This is a genomic window from Anaerophilus nitritigenes (assembly GCF_004138215.1).
In the GTDB taxonomy this organism is placed as follows: Bacteria; Bacillota; Clostridia; order Peptostreptococcales; family Thermotaleaceae; genus Anaerophilus; species Anaerophilus nitritogenes.
This window is the reverse complement of sequence record NZ_RYYS01000048.1, coordinates 1-16976: the sequence shown is the minus strand read 5'-3', so window position 1 is coordinate 16976 and position 16976 is coordinate 1. Positions and strand designations below refer to the sequence as shown.

Genomic DNA, 16976 nt, shown 5'->3' with positions numbered 1-16976 from the left:
TGATGCTTTTATTTTAATAAATTTGAAGTTTCATTTCTATGTGTATTAGCATTTACGCTTACTATATTAAGATCTCTTTACATTGCTTAAACCAGCTGTTTTCGCTGACAATACTGCTTTAGAAAATACTTCTCTTGAAATCCTTCTTCCTAGTTCTTCAAAGGAATGGGCTTGATGAGTAGGATAATACTGAGACATGATATGAACATAAGTTTCTGTAGATAATTCATTAGCAATAAAGCTCATAATTTTCTCTGTACCAGCAATGTTCATAGGCATAACTAAATGTCGAATCATTAGCCCTCGATAGGCAATGTTATTCTCATCAACTATTAAGTTTCCTACCTGTCTATACATCTCGTTTACTGCATTTTTTGCAATATCATAGTATTGTTTTACGCCTAGATATTTTTGTGCCCTTTCATTATCAGAAAACTTTATATCTGGCATGTAGATATCAATAATACCATCTAATAGTTTTAAGGTATCTGTTAAATCATATCCATTCGTATTATATACAATGGGGATTTGCAGACCTCTCTGTGCAGCAATAAAGATTGCTTCTACGATCTGCGGAATAATATGGCTCGGAGAAACAAGATTAATATTATGACATCTTTTCCTCTGAAGATACAACATGTATTCAGCTAATTTATGAGCAGTGACTTCTATTCCCTCACCGCAATAGCTGATTTCATAGTTTTGGCAGAAAACACAGCTTAAATTACAATGAGAAAAGAAAATAGTCCCTGACCCATACCTACCTACCAGTTCATCCTCTTCACCAAAATGAACTTCTGCTCCAGACACTATTGCTTTTTCTAAGGTTTTACAGTAACCTTTTTCACCATTTAAACGATTCACTTGACATTGATGTGGACATAGGACACAGTTCTCTAACATTCCCTTGAGTATATAGACTCGATGTTCTAATTCGCCACTTGATAATAATTCTAAATAGCTTGGAAGATTCATATAACTCACCTTTTTCAATAAGTTTTTCAGTATAGTTTTTCCTATAAACTAAAATAATATAAGTTACTTAATAGATTAATGAAAAGGTAGAAATAAATGTATGGAGAAAACAGCTGTTCTGTCCGTTTTTTTAGGGAAGGAATTATAGTATATAACAGGATTGTATATGTAAATTCAATATTATTTGAACAGAAATATAATGATAAAAAATTTGACCAAGTTAAAGTATTAAAACCAGAAAAAAATCAATACAAGCTACATTTTGAAAATTGACATATGAACAAGTAATGAATGTAAAATTTATTTATGATTTTAAATTACAATATAAAGCTGTTGATTGTAATATAAGAAAATAAAACCCTAGAAATTTAAATTTTTCAGATTAAATATATTATTTAATGACATAATAAATATATTGTTAGTAATTTACAGTTAATATAGTTGTCAATTATTTTTGCTGTGACCTGGACTTATGTCCATAATTATGGTTTATTCTTGATGAATAAAAGTTAAATGGGAACAGGTACTATAAAATTTAATTAGATTTTTGTATCTAAGGATACTGATTATAAAAAAGGTTAATCCTATAATTAAAGCATAGATTAATTTAAAAGGAGGAATAAGTAATGAAAATTTTAAAAGAAATGACGATTAGTGAAGTCGTTAGAAACTATCCAGAGAGTGTAGAAGTTCTATTTAGTTTTGGTATGGGTTGTGTAGGATGTCCATCAGCACAAGCTGAAACAATAGAAGAGGCATGTCAAGTTCATGGGATAGAGGTTGAAAAACTTATTAAAGCATTGAATGATAATATAAAATAAGGAGAGGGATTATATGAGTGCATTTCTAGGAAAAATTCATTATTGGCTATATAATAAAATTCAAATACATGAAAGACTGATAGAAGATGTTATGAATCTGGCTAAAAGCAAAGGTTATAACAGTGAGATTGTGCTAAATGAAAGTTATTCTAGATTTGGGTTTCCTGTAAGAGGTGAATTAGAAAGTGAAATAGAACATTCTAATATTCATGGTTGGCTTCAGGAAAGAATAATAAGTGTAGAGAGTCGATTGGCGTATATTATAACTGAATTGTTAAGAAGTAACGTTGTTAAAAAAGAAGAAGTTGCAGAAATTTTTTACAAAAATGGAGTAAAAATAATGAAGGAATTAGATGTAAATGAAGGCTCACCACAAGATTACTTTAAGTTAACTTTTGATTATATGCTTGAAGGGATGCCTTGTGATATGGTGAATGAAATGATTGAAAATAGTGAAACTATAATTAAGTGGAAAACTATAAGAGATATCCATAAAAGTTATTGGGATGAGGTTGCAGGAGATGTTAATAATTTCTATTATTTCAGAGAGTCATGGATTCATGGATTTTTAAGTGGTAGTGGATATAAATATACTAGAACAGAAAATGGGATAAATACAATAAGGAAGGTGTAATTTTATGGATGGAATTGTATTAATGGTTGAGGAACATAAGAATATAAAAAGAATGTTAGAGATTATAAGAAGAGCTTGTTTAAGTGTTATGAATGGAAAAGAAATTGATTATAAGGATTTCCAAAAGATGATTGAATTTGTAAGAAATTATGCAGATAACTATCATCATGAAAAGGAAGAGAAGATTTTGTTTAATAAAATGGTGGATGAAATTGGTGGTGCAGCTGAAAAGTTAGTTAAATTTGGAATGCTTGTGGAACATGACTTAGGAAGACTATATATGAAGGAGCTTGAAGAAGCACTTGTTAAAGTTAAGGCTGGTGATGATGAGGCAAAAATTGATGTAATAGCAAATGCTATATCATATACACATTTATTATCTAGGCATATAGATAAAGAGGATAATGTTGTTTATTCTTTTGCAAAGAGGGAACTTTGTGAAGAAACATTAAATAAAGTCAATATGGAGTGTAATACTTTTGAAGAGAAAATGAATAGAGCTGGGGTCCAAAATAAATATATTGAAATGTTAGAATTACTTGAGCAAAAATATAATTAATTTATGTAAAAGATTGAGTTAAAATGGCTTTTTATAATGACATAGATCTTATTCCATTAAAGTATAATGAGGTTATTTACTTATTGAAAGATGCTTTTAAATTTTTTTTAAATATATGTTTAGGCTATTTATCTTCTAGAAGTGTAAGATGAATAGCCTTTGGTTTTGTTTGATATTTAGTGGCCGTAGTGATTTTTGGCATCTTCTTTAGTTTCATGAACTGTACCATGTGGATGCTCAGGTGGAGCATAAATAGAGTATAATTTAAGTGGTCTATAACCTGTATTAATTAAATTATGCCATTTGCCAGCAGGTATAAATATTGCAAAGTCATCATAAACTTTTTTTTGAAAATCTAACTTATCTTTTTTATCTCCCATTTTAACAAGTCCTTCACCTTCTTCGATGCGTATGAATTGATCATGGTCAGTATGAATCTCTAAACCTATATCGTCTCCAACATCTATACTCATTAAAGTAAGTTGCAAATATTCTCCAGTCCATAAAGCGGTACGAAAAGTATTATTTTGTTTAGTAGCCTCCTCAATATTAACTACAAAGGGTTTAGGCCCATAATCTTTTAAGTTAATATATGGTTTTGGCAAGTCATAGTTATACATTGGCGGGTTAATCCAATAAGGATACGAATACATTCTATAAAAATCATAAATATTGTGAGAGTTATACATGTTCTCATTCCTTTCATAGTATTTATAATATCATATGCTATATAGTTAGAAGAGGTGTGTTAATTCAAAGAATTTAGTGGAAAATTTGCTTTAGAGAATATAAGAATTATGCAGAACAAAGGGCATTTTATTAAATGAATTAATTTTTTAAAATGTTATTGACAATTTTGGATTACAATTGTAATATTAAAACATACTTACAATTGTAATCCAAAAAGGAGGTTTTATTTAATGAAATTTATACCCCAGGTTTCAGATGCGGAACTTGAAATATTAAAGGTTTTGTGGAAGTTGGGGCCATCTACTAGTTCTCAGATCGTTGATAAATTGAAAGATACTAGTCATTGGAAAGCCAAAACCATTCAAACTCTAATAACTCGTTTGGTGTCAAAGGAGGCACTTAGTACTGATAAAATTAATGGAAAGGCATTTATCTATTCACCTAATTTTTCTGAGAAGGAGTATAAAAGTTATGCCAATGAAACTTTTTTACAAAAGATCTACAATGGCTCTATAAGATCGATGCTTACAAGTTTTATTAAGGAACAAAAGCTCACAAAAAAGGATATTGATCAATTGAAACAATTACTAGATGAGGAGGAGTAAGAGTGGAAAATATTTTTAATTCTCTTTTAATCGCTTCTTTCTACGCTACTGTTGTAGGTGTAATTACAATATTGATTAAAGTTGTCTTAAAGAATAGATTAAGTCCTCAGTGGCATTACATCATTTGGATTGTTCTTATTTTAAAATTATTAGTTCCTTTTGGTCCCAAAAGTACAGTGAGTCTATTTAATATAATACCTCAGTTTTCTCAACAGTCTCAACAGCATATATTGGATCAACACAATCCAATAATCCAACGCAGTAATTCAATTCTTCCTATCGAAAACAGCTTAGAATCTAAGAAAAATATAAAAGCTGAAACAAAGGTTATAAAAACAGTAGTTAATTGGAAGGAACTAGTATCATATGGATGGTTTATTGGAGCTGTATTTATGATGTTGTGGATGATATTTGCCTATTGTTCCCTTTATAAAAAGTTATGTAAATCTACATATATTGCAGATAGAAGGCTACTAAATTTATTAAAAGATTGCAAGGTTCAAATGATGGTTAGAAGAAATATACCTTTATTAGTTCAGGATGTAGTTTCTATACCGTCTCTTGTAGGGATGATAAATCCTAAAATACTGTTAACACATCAAGTAGCCAAACTTAGTGATAAAGAAATTAGGTATATACTCCTTCATGAACTAGCACATTATAAGACAAAGGATATAATGATGAGTTTTCTTTTGGTTACTTTACAGATAATACATTGGTTTAATCCTGTAATTTGGTACTGTTTCAGACAAATCCGAAGGGATATGGAGGTTGCTACTGATGCAAAGGTACTTTCAAATTTAGAAATGACAGAACATAAAGAGTATGGAAGAACAATTTTAACTATTCTTGAATTTTGCTCTAAACCAAAATTTGATCCAATATTGATTGGAATGGCGGATGATAGAAAAAGTATAGAAAGGAGACTTAGGATGATAACAAGGTCTGGCTTTTTTAAGAGTAAAAAAAATGTGACAATAATTATTGGCATGATTTGCTTGGTAGTTTTAGGTGGCACTTTTTTAACAAATGGTATAAGTGATAGAAATGAATATTATAGTATTGATAGATCTTTATCTTCTGTTTATAAACAAGAGGATTTATTAAAATATAGATCTCGGTATATGGGAGATGCTAGTAATATCTCTAATTTATTAGACAGATTGCCATTTGGAGATCTTAAAGAAGGAATTTCACTTGCCACAACAAGCAAGCCCTATGGGATAACAATAAATTATAATCTTAGTAATATTAATATAGGTAGAGAGAAAGTAGAAGAAACACTTTATAGTAATGCATTGATTATGTTTGTGTTAATAGAAAATGTTGATCATATTATTTTTAAAGATACCAATACTACAGAACAATTTCGATACCAATTTTTAAGAAATATAATTCAAAAAAACTTTAAAAATGATTTATGGCAATATTCTAAGGACATTAAGACATTTCAATCATTTTTAAATACATTAGATGATTCTTCAGATGAACGACATAAGGATATTGAAACTGCTGTCAGTTATGCAATTAGGGAAAGGGGTCAATTCTATAATGATGGTGAATATACAACAGAAGGACATATTATTCTTGGAACAGAAGAAATAAAAAATAAAGTGAAGGTTTATGCTTTAGCAAGTGTTGGTACATTTGCTTTTGAGAATGGTATATTTACAAAGATTGGTGGAACTGCAGAAATCCCTACTGTTATGATTTTTTCTATAAATAAAAATGGAGAATATGATCTCGTTGAATATAAGGAGCCAATGGATGGAACTGATTATATTGTCTCTATTAAGAAAATGTTTCCTAAAAAATATCATAATAAGGTGTTTTCTGGAGAAGATGAATACTTAGAGATTTCTAAACAGGAAGAGGCTCAGGCATCAAAATATTTAAAAAGTATTGGTAGAGAGGCACAAGTAAGGGTATCTCATGTAGAGAAAAAACTTGCAAATATTAATGTTGAAGCTAGTAATAAATTGTTTGCAGAGTTTACAAAGGAGGATATTTTTCTTAATAATTGTCCCTATTGGATTGGAACAAGAGAGAGGGTTGAGGATGGGGTAAGATATGTTTATGAAACCCTACAGACTAAAACAAGTGATGGTTATGATGTGATAACTTTTAGGAAAATAAAGGAAGAAGGGACTATTGTAGAGGAACGAAATTATAAGATTGATGGAAATACGCCCAAGCTTATTGATGAAAAGAGTTAAGTAGTTATAGATATTACGTAACTAAAATTTTCAAAATAAAAGGAGCCATCTTTATGCAATATAGAAGTTATATAAAGAAATATATTTTTAGGTATCTTTATAATAATTTTATATTTTAATGTTAGGTTCGTTATAAATTGGGTATATTTATAGAGAGAACAAACATATTTCGTATTAAGAAGTTATTGTAAGGCTGTTTTTTAAATAATATGTTTAGTTTATTAAAAATTATTAGAATGGAGAGTGGTATTATGATGTTTAACAAAATAGAATTAGGTTACAAATATGGTGAACTAGAACCATACATAGATGCTTTAACGTTAGAAACTCATTATGCAAAGCATTTACAAACTTATGTTAATAATTTAAATGATCTACTAAAAGATTATGATGAAATTAAAGGAAGTAAAACATTAGAAGATATATTATCAAATATTAATAATATTCCTGAAAGCATAAGACAAGGTGTAATCAATCAAGGTGGAGGGGTGGAAAATCATAATTTCTATTTTTCGATTTTGTCACCTAGTCCTAAAAAAGCACCAGATGGAAAGCTTTTAGAAGCTATAAATAATAAGTTTGGTAGCTTTGAAGAAATGAAAGAGAAGATCAATAAGGCATCAATAGCTCATTTTGGTTCAGGTTGGGGATGGCTTGTTATAGATGAAAATAAAGAATTAGAAGTAATCACAACTACAAATCAAAATTCACCATTGAGTATAAATAAAAAGCCATTATTAACTATAGATGTTTGGGAACATGCTTATTATTTGAAATATAAAAATGTAAGAGCTGATTATGTTAAAAATATATGGAATGTTATTGATTGGTCAAAAATTGAGAAGATCTATGAGTCATATATATAATAATAAATAATATTAAAGTGCAGATATCACCCCAATTTGGGGTGCTTTCTTTATAATACATAGAAAATAAATATTCAAAAGAAAGACTCAGTAATGAAATATTTATATAGAAAAATAAATTTTAAAGATTATGAGCATAGTGTTTATTGTATTGAAAATAGAGTTAAACAGAAAATGTAAAAGCACTGAGATAAAAAAAATCTTGGTGCTTTGATTTTCATTTTTTTAAAAATATTTTATATTTTTTCATATATTAAACGATTGATGGGAACAACAAAAATTTCTTACATATGAATAGTTTTGTTAGAAAAATAAATGAGAAAGATCTAGAACATAATAAATTAAAATTTGATGTGTAATGTAAAAAGATTTGAATAAGAAAGAACATCAGTGGCATTTTAGAGAGGAGTCAAGATATGTTTGAAGAAATACAAGAAGAATTGATTAATAGTGTACTAAAAAATGACAAAGAAAAAACATATGAAATTATTGATAATCAATATCCCGTAGATCTTGCTATAATTTTAGAAGAATTTGATGATAAAAGTTTATTAAAATTTTATGGGTTAATAGACAATGAACTAATGGCAGAAATTATAGAGCAGGCCAGTGAAAAATTACAAATTAGACTTATTAAGTTGTTTGACTTTGAAGATATAGTAAATCTTTTTTCTTATATGTCAAATGATGATATTGCTGATATTTTGGGGAATCTTCCGATTAATATGAGAAAAGATTTATTGAAGATGATGAAGGATGGAGATATTAAACAGTTAGAAGAATTGCTAGGTTATCATGAAGAAAGTGCTGGCGGGATCATGACAACAGAGTATATTGCACTAAGAGGAGATTTATCCATAGGAGAATCCTTAAAAAAAATCAAAGAAATTGGACCTGAAACAGAAGTAATTGAAACAATATTTGTATTAAATAAAAATAAAGAATTAATCGGAACAACAGATTTACGAGATATATTAGTAGAATCAGAAGATAAAAAGCTAATTGATATAATGAATGATAACATAATATTTGTTCATCCAGAAGTAGACCAAGAAAAAGTAGCTTTACTTGTTTCAAAATATGATTTAAAAGCTATTCCAGTTATAAATCATAAAAAGTCTCTTCTAGGTATTATAACAGTTGATGACATTATTGATGTTATAGTGGAGGAACAAACAGAAGATATTTTAAGACTTGGTGGTGTTAGTAAAGAAGAAAGAGTAGATACTACATTAATAACATCGATAAAAAAAAGACTTCCTTGGCTATTTATAAACCTTGCAACGGCTTTTGTTGCTTCCTTTACTGTAGGATTATTTGAAGATGTTATAGCACAAGTGGTTGCTTTGGCAGCTGCCATGCCTATTGTGGCAGGAATGGGAGGAAATGCAGGAACCCAAACACTGTCAGTGGTGATAAGAAGTATTGCTCTTGGAGAAGTTAGTCTTAAAAATAATTGGAAGTTGGTATTTAAAGAAATAGCTCTAGGTGTAATAAATGGTGCAGCCACTGGAGTTACAACAGGCATTATACTCTATATGAAGTATCAAAATCCTTATTTGGGTTTAATAATTTTTGCTGCTATGATTGGAAATTTAGTGATTGCAGGATTTTTTGGGTTTTTGATTCCTTTATTATTAAAGATGTTTGGTATAGATCCTGCCTTAGCATCAGCTATATTTTTAACAACAGCAACTGATGTTTTTGGATTTTTTTTATTTTTAGGGCTTGCAAAGATGTTTTTGCATTTGTTGATATGAATAATAGAAGTAATTCACAATATAACTGCACCAGTAAGTAAAGGATAGTTTTTATGACAACAATAAAGGATTGATAGGGAAATATTTATAAATAAATGATCCACAACTTAAATTAGGATGAACTAAGGCAACAAGTATAACTATAAAATTGCTAGCCTTTGAAAAGTGTATAATAAATTGTATAAAGAAGATACTAAAAAAGGATACATTATGCTATAAATAACTAAAAATATTATAGAATATTTGTGATTTTTAGTCTTTATAAAAAAATAGGATACAAAAATATAGAAGAAAGAGAGGAGATATGATGACACAGAGAAAAACAATAATAGAAACAGGATGGAATTTAGATAATAGCTATGCTCGTCTACCGAAATCATTTTTTACCACACTTAACCCAACACCTGTATGTTCACCGAAGTTGATTATATTGAATGATCGGTTGGCAATATCTTTGGGACTGAATGTTGAGCATCTAAAAAGTAATGATGGCATAGCTGTGTTTGCTGGTAATGAGATTCCACAAGGTGCTTTGCCTATTGCTCAAGCTTATGCAGGGCATCAATTTGGACATTTTACTATGTTAGGAGATGGTAGGGCTGTGCTTCTTGGTGAACAAATTACTCCTTTAAATGACAGGGTTGATATTCAGTTGAAGGGCTCAGGTAAAACGCCATATTCTCGTAGTGGTGATGGGCGAGCATCGCTTGGACCGATGTTGCGAGAATATATCATTAGTGAAGCAATGTATACTCTGGGTATTCCTACTACTCGTAGCCTTGCGGTGGTGACAACTGGTGAACCAGTAATCAGAGAAACCGAGCAACCTGGTGCAATTTTAACTCGCGTGGCTGCTAGTCATATGCGTGTTGGTACATTTCAATATGTTTCAAAATGGGGTACAGTTGAAGAACTCCGAGCTTTAGCTGATTATACTTTAGAAAGACATTTTCCAAATGTTAATAATGATGAAAACCCATATCTTTTCTTGCTCCAAGAAGTCATTAAGCGTCAAGCTATGCTCATTTCAAAATGGCAGTTGGTTGGATTTATTCACGGGGTTATGAATACAGATAATATGGTCATCAGTGGAGAAACTATTGATTATGGTCCTTGTGCCTTTATGGATACTTATGATCCAGCAACAGTATTTAGTTCCATTGATATGTATGGCCGTTATGCGTATGGTAACCAGCCTCATATGGCAGCATGGAATTTATCGAGATTTGCAGAAACTATAGTACCTCTTCTACATGTCGATCAGGATAAGGCTGTGAAAATGGCTCAAGATGCGATTTCGGATTTTCCTAAGTTATATCACTGCAATTGGCTTGAAGGAATGAGAGCAAAATTAGGAATATTTAATGAAGAATTACAGGATGAATCACTGATTAAAAGCCTTCTAGATATGATGCATAAGTATGGTGCAGACTACACCAATACTTTCCGAGCATTAACTTTTAATAAGCTAGAGGATATGAAATTATTTGGTACAATGGAATTTGCTCAGTGGAATGAGCTTTGGCAGAGTAGACTAGGAAGACAGAAGGAAACAAAAGAGTTATCCCAAGAGTTAATGAAAAACTCTAATCCAGCATTGATCCCTCGAAATCATCGTGTAGAAGAAGCGCTAGAAGCTGCGGTGAAAAAAGGAGATTATAGTGTTATGGAGAGTTTTCTTAATGTTCTTTCAAATCCTTATGCACATTCTCCAAAACAGGATGTTTATGCTAAACCTCCTGCTCCATCAAGCTGTCGTTATCGAACTTTTTGTGGCACTTGATAGAGACGGACTATGGATGAAAGGAAAATGAGAATATCTTTTAAGTTCTTCAATTTTTACTTTTATGAATGACAATGACAAAAAACTTGACATTTACTGAATTGAATGATATTATGAAATGAAAAATTTATATTATGCGAAGTAAATAATCGTAGTATCTGATATTTGAGCTAACATATGTTTTTTTGAGCAGATGTTTGTAAAAATATCCCAATAAGAGAGACGGTTAGATGAAAAGCAGAGTGTAGAACTGGGGTTTGCGTAGGCTCGTAAATGGGCCTTGCCATGCTATCAACATTGGTGGTATGAAGTGAGTTAATAATTTATTGGCGAAACTTAAACACTCTAACTCTATTTATAATTTAAATAGAGTTAGAGTGTTTAATTGTTTTATGGAAAATTATACCAAATAAAATATTGGGAGGCGAATATGAATAAAAAAATTATAAAATTAAAAAAAGAACTTCATGACAGAAATTTTACTAGATTCGGATTAGACTTAAACTTAAATGTAACGATTATATCGGCATTGATATTAATTTCTTTTACTCTTTATTCATTATTAAATATAAAAGAGGCTTCAAACAATCTAGAAAAGTTTAAAGGGTTAATCATAAGTAATTTTGATAATTTATTTATTGTAGCTGCAAACTTCTTTGTTATCACATTAGTGATTATTGCATTTTCAAAAGCAGGAAAGATCAGATTAGGCGGAGCTGATGCAAAACCTGAGTTTACAGATTTTGGATGGTACTCCATGCTTATGGCGGCAGGAATGGGTATTGGTTTAATGTTTTGGTCTGTAGGAGAACCAATATACCACAATACATCATCTCCTATATTTGAGAGTTCAAATAGTACTTACTCTGCACTTGCAACAACTTTCTTTCATTGGGGCCTACATCCTTGGGCTATCTACGGTATCATATCTTTGGCGTTAGCATACTTTACTTTTAACAAAAAACTACCGTTATCACCACGATCTTTTTTCTATCCTATAATTGGAGAACGAATTTTTGGAATTTTTGGAGACATTATTGATGCTTTAGCAGTTTTAGCTGCACTGGCAGGACTAGCTACATCTCTTGGGTTAGGTGTTCAGCAAATCAATAGTGGTTTAAGCTATTTATTTGATATAGATTACTCTGTAACTATACAAGTAATTCTTATTACGATTATTACTTTAGTTGCAACAGCATCAGTAGTATCAGGTGTAGATAAAGGAGTTAAGTTTTTAAGTGAAATGAATATGAAGGCAGCTTTGATACTGATGATGCTTATATTATTAATAGGTCCTACAGCATTTATTTTAAAGAGCATGGTATTTTCATCTGGATTATATGTAAAAGATATTATTAAAGCATCCTTGTTTGTAAATAAGATTGATCCGGATTGGTCTCATGCTTGGACTGTATTTTATTGGGCTTGGTGGATTTCTTGGAGTCCATTTGTAGGGATGTTCATTGCAAAAGTATCTAAAGGAAGAACGATTAGAGAGTTTATTATAGCTGTTTTAGTGGTACCCACGATTTTATCTATTATATGGTTAAGTATTTTTGGCTCTGCTGCACTATCAACAGATGTATTAGTAGATGGGGCTTTGAGTCAAGTTGTATCAGAAAACTTGTCTATTGCATTATTTGAAATGATAGGACTTATGAAGTCGCCTATTTTAATAGATTTCATAAAAGTTTTAGTAAATGGTCTTGGTGTATTTTTAACAATAACATTTTTTGTTACATCTAGTGATTCAGGATCTTTAGTTGTAGATAGCCTTGCTAGTGGTGGAAAAATTAATTCTCCAGTTGCCCAGAGGGTATTTTGGGCACTTATGGAAGGTATTATTGCATCAGTTTTATTAATTATTGGTGGACCAAAGGCATTATCAGTATTACAAGCAGCAGTAATTATGACAGGATTACCATTTGCTATTATTATTAGTATTGTAGCAGCAGTGTTAATAAAAGAATTTGTTATTATAAAAAAACACGATAAAAAAGGTACTAATGACAAGATGACACAAAAAAGTGCTTAATACAATATAATAAAAATCATTCACTATCTTTAAATTTCATAATTATTATCATAGATTCGGGTTTGAATCTTCATCAAAATTTAATATTAAAACATATATTAGATATAACAGAAATATTTGTAAACTATGAAAAATTTGATTTGTTGAAATTTACAAATTATACTTTATCTGATATAATTTTTATATGTTTGCGGGGGGACTACTCGTAGTTGAGAAGGTTAAAACCTGACCCTTTGAACCTGTTAGTTAACACTTACGTAGGGAAGCAAATCATTATGATACTTGTATATGATTAGAGTGCTTTCCATATGAGATAGTACTTTATTTTTTTAACCCATAAAATTTAATATTATTATTTGCGGGGGGACTACTTGTAGTTGAGAAGGTAAAACCTGACCCTTTGAACCTGTTGATTAATACCAGCGTAGGGAAGCAAATCTTGTACAAGATCATTTTGTATTTGATTAAAGGGTGCTTTCCTGTAAAGGAAAGTACCCTAATTTATTTATAGGAGAATGAAAAAAGAAGGGGGAATTTATATGAAAAAGGTGCTGACTATTGCAGGATCAGATTGTAGCGGAGGGGCAGGAATACAAGCAGATTTAAAGACCTTTTCGGCACATGGGGTATTTGGTATGAGTGTCATTGTTTCAGTAGTAGCTGAGAATACAAGCCGTGTAATTGACATACTAGATGTTACACCTGATATGATAAAGAAGCAAATTGATGCCGTATTTGAGGATATTGAGGTGGATGCTGTAAAAATTGGTATGATGTCTACTCCGATGGGTATGAAGGCTGTAGTAGAAAAGCTTAAGGAATATAAACCACTCAATGTTGTAATTGATCCTGTCATGTATGCAAAAAACGGTTGCCCTTTAATGAAGCCTAATGCTATAGAGACATTGATAGAAGTTGTACTTCCCATTGCAGATTTACTGACCCCAAACATTCCAGAAGCTGAAAAGATATCAAATATTAAGATCAATAGTACAAAGGATATGGAAACAGCGGCCAAGCTTATTTGTCATATGGGTTGTAATAATGTTTTGGTAAAAGGTGGTCATGCCATTGGAGATGCATTAGATGTTTTGTATGATGGAAAAGAGTTTTATTATTTTGAAACAGAACGTATTGATACAAAAAACACACATGGTACAGGGTGTACTTTTTCTTCAGCGATTGCTTCTAATCTTGCTCTTGATATGTCTATGCCTCAGGCAGTTAAAGAAGCAAAAAAATATATTACAACAGCAATAAAACATTCTCTTGCTATAGGTAAAGGACATGGGCCAACTCACCATTTTTATGATTTATATAAAAATGGTTTACAAACAAAGCAAATATAATCTGAATGATTATATTTACTACTAGATATAGTAGGCCTTTGAGATTTAATTCCAAATAAAAGAAAGGTAGGACATAATCATGAATCATTTAACAAAATCATGTATAGAATTGATCTGTGACATTAGAAAAAAAACTCCTCTTATACATAATATTACTAATTATGTAACAGTAAATGATTGTGCAAATGCTATTTTAGCAATTGGAGCATCTCCTATTATGGCAGATGATGCATCAGAGGTAGAAGAAATAGTTTCCATTGCTTCAGCACTTGTTATAAATATTGGAACCTTAAATGAGAGAACTATAGAATCTATGATTATAGCAGGAAAAAAAGCAAACAAACTTCATATACCTGTCATTGTAGATCCGGTTGGAGCAGGAGCTTCCTCACTCCGAAACAAAACTACAAGAGAGATTCTCTCACAGGTTAAAATTGATGTACTTCGTGGAAATTTATCAGAGATATCTTTTGTGGCAGGATTAAGTGTTTCTACAAAAGGTGTGGATACAGCTAAGGAAGATCAAAAAAATGATGCAACAGATATTGCAAAGATAGTAGCTGACAAGCTTTCTTGTGTTGTAGGAATTACTGGAGAGGTAGATACTATTTCTGATGGTGTTAGAGTTGCTAAAATAGCAAATGGTAATAAATTGATGACGCAAGTAACAGGAACAGGGTGTATGACTTCTGCTATTGTAGGTAGTTTTTGTGGTATAACAACAGACTATTATACAGCTACGGTTACAGGAATTACAGCAATGGGAATTTCAGGCGATATTGCATTTGAAAAAACAGGAGCAGTTGGTACAGGAAGTTTTCATATTGGAATAATTGATGCTTTATCAAATATGAATAGTGATTGTTTTTCAGAAAGGGCTAAAATAGATGAAATCAAATATTGATTATACATTATATCTTGTGACAGATAGAAGTCTAATGAGTACCGAAAAACTGGAAATTGCTGTAGAACAAGCTATATTAGGAGGATGTACTATAATACAATTGCGTGAAAAAGATTGCTCATCTTTAGAGTTTTTTGAAACAGCTGTAAGGATTAAAAAAATTACAGATAATTATGGTATACCGCTTATTATAAATGATCGGATTGACATTGCATTGGCAGTGAATGCTGATGGGGTACATATTGGGCAGAGTGATATACCAGTAAAAATTGCAAGAAAATTGATTGGTAATGATAAAATTCTTGGGGTGTCTGCTTCTACCTTTGAAGAAGCAATAGAAGCACAAAAAAACGGTGCAGATTATCTTGGGATTGGTGCAATGTTTATCACTGGAACAAAGGAAGACGCAAGATTTACGCCAATGGAAGAGCTTATGAGAATACGTAAAACCATTGCTTTGCCTATCGTGGTGATTGGAGGAATTAACAAAACTACCATTTTCTCATTTGAAGGCATAGGGATTGATGGAGTTGCAGTAGTTTCTGCTATTATTTCTAAGTCTAATATAAAAGTGGCAGCACAGGAACTAAAGGATCTATTCATGAAAGTAAAATGTAGATGAAGTAAATGGGGGATATAATCCATCTATGAAATATGATATAATTTTTTTATAAAGTATATGTAAGCTATTAGAAATCATTTTAAAAAATCAAATCAGGTATAATATTTGATATAAAATGATAAAATTCTTACAAATGAAAAAGTATTAATAACTTGAATGAAATTATTTCATTCAAAGATATATTAACATTTAAAAAAATAAAAATGGAGGTTAATAATGATTACAGCTTATGTAGTAGGTATTTCAGGCTATCACGAGGATGAGGATATAGAGGTTAGATATAGTATTTATGATAATGAAGAATTAGTTTGTAAAAAATCTATATTGAAAGAATATAAAAAACCAGCAGTTGTAAGTCTCTTTGCATTAATGGAATTGTTGAAAGAATTAAAACAATATAGAGATCATAAGATAATTGTTATGATTAATGACGCAGCTTTAAACGAGCAAATTAGAGGAACGTCAACATCGAAGAACAAGGATGTCCTAAAAACGGCAAGCATAGTTAGGGAAAAAATTGAAGAATTTGGTAATAGTATGATGATTAAAGATATTAGTAATGATAAAGTAGAGAGATCTAAATGGGATGAGATATTAAAACCTTGATTTAGATTTTATGAGAAAACTCTGATATGTACAATTATAATCATGAGTATTTGAATATGTAGCTATGATAATGAGCATCTGACTAAGGTTAGATGTTTTTATTTTTTAAATATATATTGGTAAATATTTTCAATTAGAATGTAGCTGTTAATATGCTAAGTAATATAACTAAAAGGTCACAGTGAATTTAGCAGATGGATATTGAGATAGCACTAGGAATGCTTTAAACTATAATAATATTTATTTCAACAAATATTGACAACTAAAATAGAATGTGGTACCATTTAGCTGTATTTGAATTGACTGTTGCTTTTGAGAAAACGTTGTACCTGCACTTGAATTAAGTTTAATATCTTCAAGAATAAGTGAAAAAGGTAGATGAATAATAAAATATCAAGATATTGATTTATTTGTTTAATTTTATGATAAACAGAGTATATTTTAATTAAGGAATGAAAAATCTACTATAGAGGATCATTCCATTATTCTTTTCCACTATACGAAATATATTTCGTATAGTGGAATGTAAAATTCAAACAAATAGAAAGCTT

Annotated in this window: 15 protein-coding genes and 2 riboswitches; of the genes, 13 read left to right on the top strand and 2 right to left on the bottom strand. The window is 30.5% G+C overall.

Features of this window, described 5'->3' with window-relative positions:
• Positions 1–66: 66 nt before the first annotated feature.
• Positions 67–903, bottom strand: coding sequence for a radical SAM protein (locus EK368_RS07610; protein WP_243109378.1), 837 nt, complete (start codon positions 901–903; stop codon positions 67–69).
• A 698-nt stretch (positions 904–1601) separates the two neighbouring features.
• Between EK368_RS07610 and EK368_RS07605 the strand changes: the two genes are divergently transcribed.
• The 3 genes from EK368_RS07605 to EK368_RS07595 are packed head-to-tail and all read left to right on the top strand — an operon-like array spanning position 1602 to position 2989.
• Entirely contained in the window at positions 1602–1796 is a 195-nt protein-coding gene (locus tag EK368_RS07605) for a DUF1858 domain-containing protein (RefSeq protein WP_129598114.1), read from the top strand.
• Positions 1797–1809: 13 nt separating this feature from the next.
• Complete coding sequence (locus tag EK368_RS07600; protein WP_129598112.1) at positions 1810–2430, top strand: hypothetical protein; 621 nt, start codon at positions 1810–1812, stop codon at positions 2428–2430.
• A gap of 4 nt (positions 2431–2434) precedes the next feature.
• Positions 2435–2989, top strand: a complete 555-nt coding sequence (locus tag EK368_RS07595; RefSeq protein ID WP_129598110.1) for a hemerythrin domain-containing protein — start codon at positions 2435–2437, stop codon at positions 2987–2989.
• Positions 2990–3165: 176 nt separating this feature from the next.
• On the opposite strand, the gene EK368_RS07590 is transcribed toward EK368_RS07595, so the two are convergent.
• Positions 3166–3678, bottom strand: a complete 513-nt coding sequence (locus EK368_RS07590) for a cupin domain-containing protein (protein WP_129598108.1) — start codon at positions 3676–3678, stop codon at positions 3166–3168.
• Between the two features lie 231 nt (positions 3679–3909).
• Here EK368_RS07590 and EK368_RS07585 point away from each other — a divergent pair, with 231 nt between their 5' ends.
• The 10 genes from EK368_RS07585 (at position 3910) to EK368_RS07540 (ending at position 16425) form a co-directional block, all read left to right on the top strand.
• A complete protein-coding gene (locus EK368_RS07585; RefSeq protein WP_129598106.1) occupies positions 3910–4284 on the top strand; it encodes a BlaI/MecI/CopY family transcriptional regulator in 375 nt (124 codons plus the stop codon).
• 2 nt (positions 4285–4286) lie between these two features.
• Positions 4287–6500 (top strand): M56 family metallopeptidase, encoded by a 2214-nt coding sequence (locus tag EK368_RS07580; protein WP_129598104.1) that lies wholly within the window; start codon positions 4287–4289, stop codon positions 6498–6500.
• Between the two features lie 254 nt (positions 6501–6754).
• Positions 6755–7366, top strand: coding sequence for a superoxide dismutase (locus EK368_RS07575; RefSeq protein WP_129598119.1), 612 nt, complete (start codon positions 6755–6757; stop codon positions 7364–7366).
• A 416-nt stretch (positions 7367–7782) separates the two neighbouring features.
• The gene (gene mgtE / locus EK368_RS07570) at positions 7783–9126 is read left to right on the top strand and encodes a magnesium transporter (protein WP_129598102.1); all 1344 of its coding nucleotides are present in this window, start codon (positions 7783–7785) and stop codon (positions 9124–9126) included.
• A gap of 307 nt (positions 9127–9433) precedes the next feature.
• Positions 9434–10909 (top strand): protein adenylyltransferase SelO, encoded by a 1476-nt coding sequence (locus EK368_RS07565; protein ID WP_129598100.1) that lies wholly within the window; start codon positions 9434–9436, stop codon positions 10907–10909.
• A gap of 430 nt (positions 10910–11339) precedes the next feature.
• On the top strand, positions 11340–12944 hold the full coding sequence (locus tag EK368_RS07560; RefSeq protein WP_129598098.1) for a BCCT family transporter: 1605 nt from the start codon (positions 11340–11342) through the stop codon (positions 12942–12944).
• Between the two features lie 182 nt (positions 12945–13126).
• Positions 13127–13226, top strand: a riboswitch (TPP riboswitch).
• Between the two features lie 68 nt (positions 13227–13294).
• Positions 13295–13393: riboswitch (TPP riboswitch) on the top strand.
• Positions 13394–13483: 90 nt separating this feature from the next.
• Positions 13484–14293, top strand: coding sequence for a bifunctional hydroxymethylpyrimidine kinase/phosphomethylpyrimidine kinase (thiD, locus tag EK368_RS07555; protein ID WP_129598096.1), 810 nt, complete (start codon positions 13484–13486; stop codon positions 14291–14293).
• A 79-nt stretch (positions 14294–14372) separates the two neighbouring features.
• Positions 14373–15197, top strand: coding sequence for a hydroxyethylthiazole kinase (gene thiM, locus EK368_RS07550; protein WP_129598094.1), 825 nt, complete (start codon positions 14373–14375; stop codon positions 15195–15197).
• Positions 15181–15819, top strand: a complete 639-nt coding sequence (gene thiE, locus EK368_RS07545) for a thiamine phosphate synthase (RefSeq protein ID WP_129598092.1) — start codon at positions 15181–15183, stop codon at positions 15817–15819. The genes thiM and thiE overlap by 17 nt, the downstream gene beginning before the upstream one ends.
• A 216-nt stretch (positions 15820–16035) precedes the next feature.
• A complete protein-coding gene (locus EK368_RS07540) occupies positions 16036–16425 on the top strand; it encodes a hypothetical protein (protein WP_129598090.1) in 390 nt (129 codons plus the stop codon).
• The last annotated feature ends 551 nt before the right edge of the window (positions 16426–16976 follow it).

Excerpts from the sequence above, each read along its gene's own strand:
- EK368_RS07610 (WP_243109378.1), bottom strand. The coding sequence starts at position 903 with ATGTTAGAGAACTGTGTCCTATGTCCACATCAATGTCAAGTGAATCGT.
- EK368_RS07605 (WP_129598114.1), top strand. The coding sequence starts at position 1,602 with ATGAAAATTTTAAAAGAAATGACGATTAGTGAAGTCGTTAGAAACTAT.
- EK368_RS07600 (WP_129598112.1), top strand. The coding sequence starts at position 1,810 with ATGAGTGCATTTCTAGGAAAAATTCATTATTGGCTATATAATAAAATT.
- EK368_RS07595 (WP_129598110.1), top strand. The coding sequence starts at position 2,435 with ATGGATGGAATTGTATTAATGGTTGAGGAACATAAGAATATAAAAAGA.
- EK368_RS07590 (WP_129598108.1), bottom strand. The coding sequence starts at position 3,678 with ATGTATAACTCTCACAATATTTATGATTTTTATAGAATGTATTCGTAT.
- EK368_RS07585 (WP_129598106.1), top strand. The coding sequence starts at position 3,910 with ATGAAATTTATACCCCAGGTTTCAGATGCGGAACTTGAAATATTAAAG.
- EK368_RS07575 (WP_129598119.1), top strand. The coding sequence starts at position 6,755 with ATGTTTAACAAAATAGAATTAGGTTACAAATATGGTGAACTAGAACCA.
- mgtE (WP_129598102.1), top strand. The coding sequence starts at position 7,783 with ATGTTTGAAGAAATACAAGAAGAATTGATTAATAGTGTACTAAAAAAT.
- EK368_RS07565 (WP_129598100.1), top strand. The coding sequence starts at position 9,434 with ATGACACAGAGAAAAACAATAATAGAAACAGGATGGAATTTAGATAAT.
- EK368_RS07560 (WP_129598098.1), top strand. The coding sequence starts at position 11,340 with ATGAATAAAAAAATTATAAAATTAAAAAAAGAACTTCATGACAGAAAT.
- thiD (WP_129598096.1), top strand. The coding sequence starts at position 13,484 with ATGAAAAAGGTGCTGACTATTGCAGGATCAGATTGTAGCGGAGGGGCA.
- thiM (WP_129598094.1), top strand. The coding sequence starts at position 14,373 with ATGAATCATTTAACAAAATCATGTATAGAATTGATCTGTGACATTAGA.
- thiE (WP_129598092.1), top strand. The coding sequence starts at position 15,181 with ATGAAATCAAATATTGATTATACATTATATCTTGTGACAGATAGAAGT.
- EK368_RS07540 (WP_129598090.1), top strand. The coding sequence starts at position 16,036 with ATGATTACAGCTTATGTAGTAGGTATTTCAGGCTATCACGAGGATGAG.